This is a genomic window from Campylobacter sp. FOBRC14 (genome assembly GCF_000287855.1).
In the GTDB taxonomy this organism is placed as follows: domain Bacteria; phylum Campylobacterota; class Campylobacteria; order Campylobacterales; family Campylobacteraceae; genus Campylobacter_A; species Campylobacter_A curvus.
This window is the reverse complement of sequence record NZ_ALJJ01000003.1, coordinates 1-4614: the sequence shown is the minus strand read 5'-3', so window position 1 is coordinate 4614 and position 4614 is coordinate 1. Positions and strand designations below refer to the sequence as shown.

General features: G+C 37.1%; 2 protein-coding genes, 1 rRNA gene and 2 pseudogenes. All 5 read left to right on the top strand.

Translation table 11 applies throughout. From position 1 onward, the window contains the following. Positions 1-391: 391 nt before the first annotated feature. A 5S ribosomal RNA gene (gene rrf / locus HMPREF1139_RS00050) occupies positions 392-510 on the top strand. Positions 511-700: 190 nt separating this feature from the next. After that, positions 701-1093: a ComEA family DNA-binding protein gene (locus HMPREF1139_RS12055; protein ID WP_156795001.1), complete on the top strand. Its 393-nt coding sequence runs from the start codon at positions 701-703 to the stop codon at positions 1091-1093. Positions 1094-1656: 563 nt separating this feature from the next. Then, complete coding sequence (locus HMPREF1139_RS00040; RefSeq protein ID WP_009649270.1) at positions 1657-2676, top strand: bifunctional 3,4-dihydroxy-2-butanone 4-phosphate synthase/GTP cyclohydrolase II; 1020 nt, start codon at positions 1657-1659, stop codon at positions 2674-2676. A 93-nt stretch (positions 2677-2769) separates the two neighbouring features. Further along, positions 2770-3564: pseudogene (locus HMPREF1139_RS12050) on the top strand (cache domain-containing protein); the annotation flags it as partial. A gap of 807 nt (positions 3565-4371) precedes the next feature. Further along, positions 4372-4614 (top strand): annotated as a pseudogene (locus tag HMPREF1139_RS12045) (methyl-accepting chemotaxis protein); the annotation flags it as partial.

The following is a 4614-nucleotide window of genomic DNA, read 5'->3' as shown; positions in this document are numbered from 1 at the left end:
TTGTTTATTTCGTAAATCGCGGTCACTACCGATAAGGTAGCTCCCTTATTTACTCAATAAACGCCTCGTCTAGCATAAAACTACTCGTAAAATCATTTAGCATTAGAATTGATAAGATTTCTAATCTAAATTTATATCCCAAACAAGACCTTGTTTTTATCATTGAAACATCGCTTTGACTTTTAACAATAAAAGTAGTGTTAAATAAATAAATTGCGAAAACTTAAATTTAGGTTGAGCCTTAACATGACAAGGTGAAGTATTTTTTTGTTAGACGAGGCGAAATTTTACGAGGCAAGGGAGTTACCGTGTTGGTAATGACCGCAGCTGAGTAAAATTTTAACGAAGTATAGCAAAAAAAGACAAGCCGCTAATTTATTTATTTAACACTGCCCGTGGCTATACAGACGAGGAAACGCCTTGCTCCATCTCGAACCAAGAAGCTAAGCTCGTCATGGCTGATGATACTCTCCCTTACTGGGATGTCGGAAAAGTAGGTCGCTGCGGGCTTTGTTATTTATACTAAACTTTCTTTCATAAATAATAATCTTTAATAACTTGACTCAAATGATAAAACTATAAAAATTTGATCCATATAATATAAAAATACTCATAAAATATAAATTCGTTCTACCTTCTATATGTAAATTTATGATTGCTATGCTAAAATCACTCCTCAATTCAAATCAAAGGAACAAACATGAATAAGGTATTATTGTCATTGATAGCTACTGCTTCATTAGCATTGGCAGCTGTAAATTTAAACACTGCTACTAAAGAGGAGCTCATGAGCTTGGATGGTATAGGAAGCTCTAAGGCAGATGCCATAATAGAATATAGAAAGGCAAACAAATTTAACTCCATAGAAGATCTAAAGAAAGTAAATGGCATAGGCGACAAGACATATGAAAATTTAAAATCGGATATTTCTACCTCAGGAGATACGAGCATAAAAGAAAAAGCTAAAAAACAAAAAGATAAAGTAAAAGAGACCAAAGAAAAAATAAAAAGCAAAGCAGAAGATAAAAGTAAAGACATGAAAGAAGATACGAAGAGCAAGACTAAAAAGATGAAAGAGAAGATGATAGGGTAGTATAGAATAGATATAAAAGAGTAGTGAAATAGGGGGGGGGGTTATCCATTCCCTTCCTTAAGTAAAACGTTGCAGAGATAAAAAGTATATTTAAAATGATATAAAATTTTGGCTCTGCTATAATAAATCATTGATACTCGCTTCGCTTCTGCCTTGCAGTTGCAAACGAAGTGAAGCAAAAACCATATTTACTTCGCAAAGTACCGAACATATAGCACGATTTTTTCTGCTTCGACTTCGTCTTGCGGCTTTTCAAGACGCAATGCTTCGCTCGTAACTGCGGGCAGACGGCGGTCAGCCACTACTTCCCTATAAATCGGCGGTGATAAGCTCGCTAATAAGATTTGACTACACTATAGCATTTAAAATTTTAGAAATCAACATTTTTTAAAACAGAGCTATCTTAAAATATTACACTTTATTAAAATAAAAATCTATAAATTTGACTAGTTTAAATCCCACAAAACACTATTAAAATTATAGTTAAAATTACAAAATTTAATTTATAAATTATTAAAATATCAATATAATTACCCGAATACACAAAAATTTAAAGGAAATTCATGTCTTTTGGTAAAGTTATACAAGCGATCGAAGATATAAAAAACGGCAAAATGATCGTCATGGTCGATGATGAAGACCGCGAGAACGAGGGTGATTTGATATTTGCAGCGAGCATGAGCGACACTCAAAAGGTAAATTTCGCTATCACGCACGCAAAAGGAGTGCTGTGCCTAGCGATGGATGAAGCCAACGCGAAGAGGCTTGATCTTCCGCTCATGGTGGCAAAAAATACATCCAGCCATGAGACCGCATTTACCGTTACTATCGATGCCAAAGAGGCTGTTACAGGGGTCAGCGCATACGAGCGGGATATGACGATGAGGCTTGCGGCAGATGTTGATTCTCGTCCCGATGATTTCGTAAGGCCCGGGCACATATTCCCCCTTATCGCCAAAAAAGGCGGCGTGCTAGTTAGGACCGGACACACCGAAGGCTCGGTCGATCTTTGTAGGCTTGCAGGCATCACTCCTATGGCGGCGATTTGTGAGATCGTAAAAGATGACGGGACGATGGCTAGACGCGATTATTTGGAGGAATTTTGTAAAAGATATGACCTCAATATGATAGCCGTTTCAGACCTCGTCGAGTATCGTTTGAGCCACGAGAGCCTGATAAAAGTCGGCGAGAAGATGCCTGTGAAAATCGCCGGATACGACGCATTCAGATACGATATCACCGATCATAAAGGCAAAGAGCATGCAGCTTTTGTATTTGGTGAAATTTCACAAACGGCTAATGTAAAATTTCAAAAATCAGTAAAAGACTACGAGCTTTTAAGCTCTCCTAAATTTTCCGATCTACTCAAAAATATAGAATTTTTAAACAAAAATAACGGCGTACTCATATTTTTAGATAGCGAAAAGATGACTTCAAATTCTACGAAAGACTATGGCATCGGTGCGCAGATTTTAAAACATTTTGGCGTAAAAGAGATCGAGCTGATAACTTCAAATAAAAATAAAGAATTTATAGGCATCAGTGGATTTGGACTTGATATAAAAGGTTACAAGGATATCTAAAAAATTTTGAAAAATATTTAAATTTATGTTTATTTTACGTTTATTTTTAGCTACAAAGTTGTAAGATATCAAAATAATTTCATAAAAAAGGATATGTCGATGAGATCCATAACCAATAAAATAGCACTCATGCTATTGATTGCGTTGTTTATCGCGTTTGCAGCCATATCGGCTGCTAGTTACTACACGGCTGAGAGTAAAGTCGTTGATCTTGTTGTCCAAAATCAAGATCAAATTTTAAAAGATGTTAAGGCGGTCACGGATACCTTTTTTGAGGAGTATACCGATGCATCAAAGAGGTTTGCAAAAAAGATAGAGAATACTCCTAACGACGAGCAAAGCCTTTTGGCCGAGATCAAATTTCAAAAGGGACAAACCAGTTATTTGGTAGGAGATCTTTATTTTGGTAGAGATAGTGACGGCTATTTTTTCCAATCAGACGGCACAAGTTTAAAGCCTGATGTCGATAACTTCGATCCTAGAAAGCGCTCTTGGTATATCGCTGCTAAAGAAAAGGGCGGCGCCATATACAGTGAGCCTTACATAGAGGCGGTCAATAAAAAGCTAGTCATGAGCTTTGCCGCACCGGTTTATAAAGACGGTAAATTCGCGGGAGTATCGGCTATCGATCTAAAGATAGAGGATCTTAGTAAGAAAATTCTTGATATGGGTAAAACTAAATATAGCTATGTTTATATCATGCATAAAAATGGTGTGGTTTTGATACATAGTAACCCTGAAATAATAGGCAAAGTTGTTGACTTTAGTAAAACGGTTTCAACAAAACTTAAAGATGGTGATTTTGATGAAAATGGCTTGATTTCTTACGTAAATCCTGAAGGTAAGAACGTAATGGCTAAAACTTTGCCGATAAATGATGAGGGCTGGTTGGTCGTAGCGGCAATGGGAACGGATACCTTTTCTAGCAATACTCTCCCCCTCCTAAAAGCTCAACTCGCCCTTGCCGTTATCTTCATCATCGCCCTTTCGGTATTTGTCTATTTCTTACTCAAAAAATCACTAAGCCCTATAAAGACCATACAAGAAAAGCTAAACGAAGTATTCGCCTTCATCACTCATGAAGCAAAAGCTCCTGAGAAACTAGAGATAAATACTAATGATGAATTTGCCCAAATGAGCGACAGCATCAATCAAAATATAGATAAAGTGATAGCTGGCATCAAAAAAGACAGCACCATGATAGATGAGCTAAACAATGTAGCAAATATGATGATAAGAGGAAATTTAGGAGCTAAAATTTCATCTGATCCAAACAACCCTGCATTGATGGAGCTAAAAAACCTACTAAACACATTCTTTGCCTCCATATCTGAAAACCTAAAGAGCATAGTAAGCGTCCTAAGCTCATATACCAAAAATGACTTCACTGCTAAAGTAGAGCTCAAAGAGGGTATAGAAAGCGATATCAAAGATATGATAATGGGCGTCAAGTCTATGGGTGAAGTAGTATGCGAGATGCTAAAAGGAAATTTAGAAGAAGCCCAATCTCTTGAAGAAAAGGCAAACGTATTGGCCCAGTCTATGAAAGAGCTGACAGATGGAGCGAACATACAAGCGAATTCACTCCAAGAAAGTGCAGCTGCAGTAGAGCAGATGTCTAGCTCAATGAACGCCATAAGCCAAAAAGCTCAAGATGTCACAAGACAATCTGAAGAGATCAAAAACATCATAGTGATAATTAGAGACATAGCAGATCAAACAAACCTTCTAGCACTAAATGCTGCCATAGAAGCAGCCAGAGCGGGAGAACATGGTAGAGGCTTTGCAGTAGTTGCCGATGAAGTTAGAAAACTAGCTGAGAGGACTCAAAAGAGCTTAGGAGAGATAGAAGCCAATGCAAATGTCTTAGCTCAAAGTATAAACGAGATGAGTGAATCTATAAGAGAGCAAGCAGAAGGCATAAATATGATAAATCAA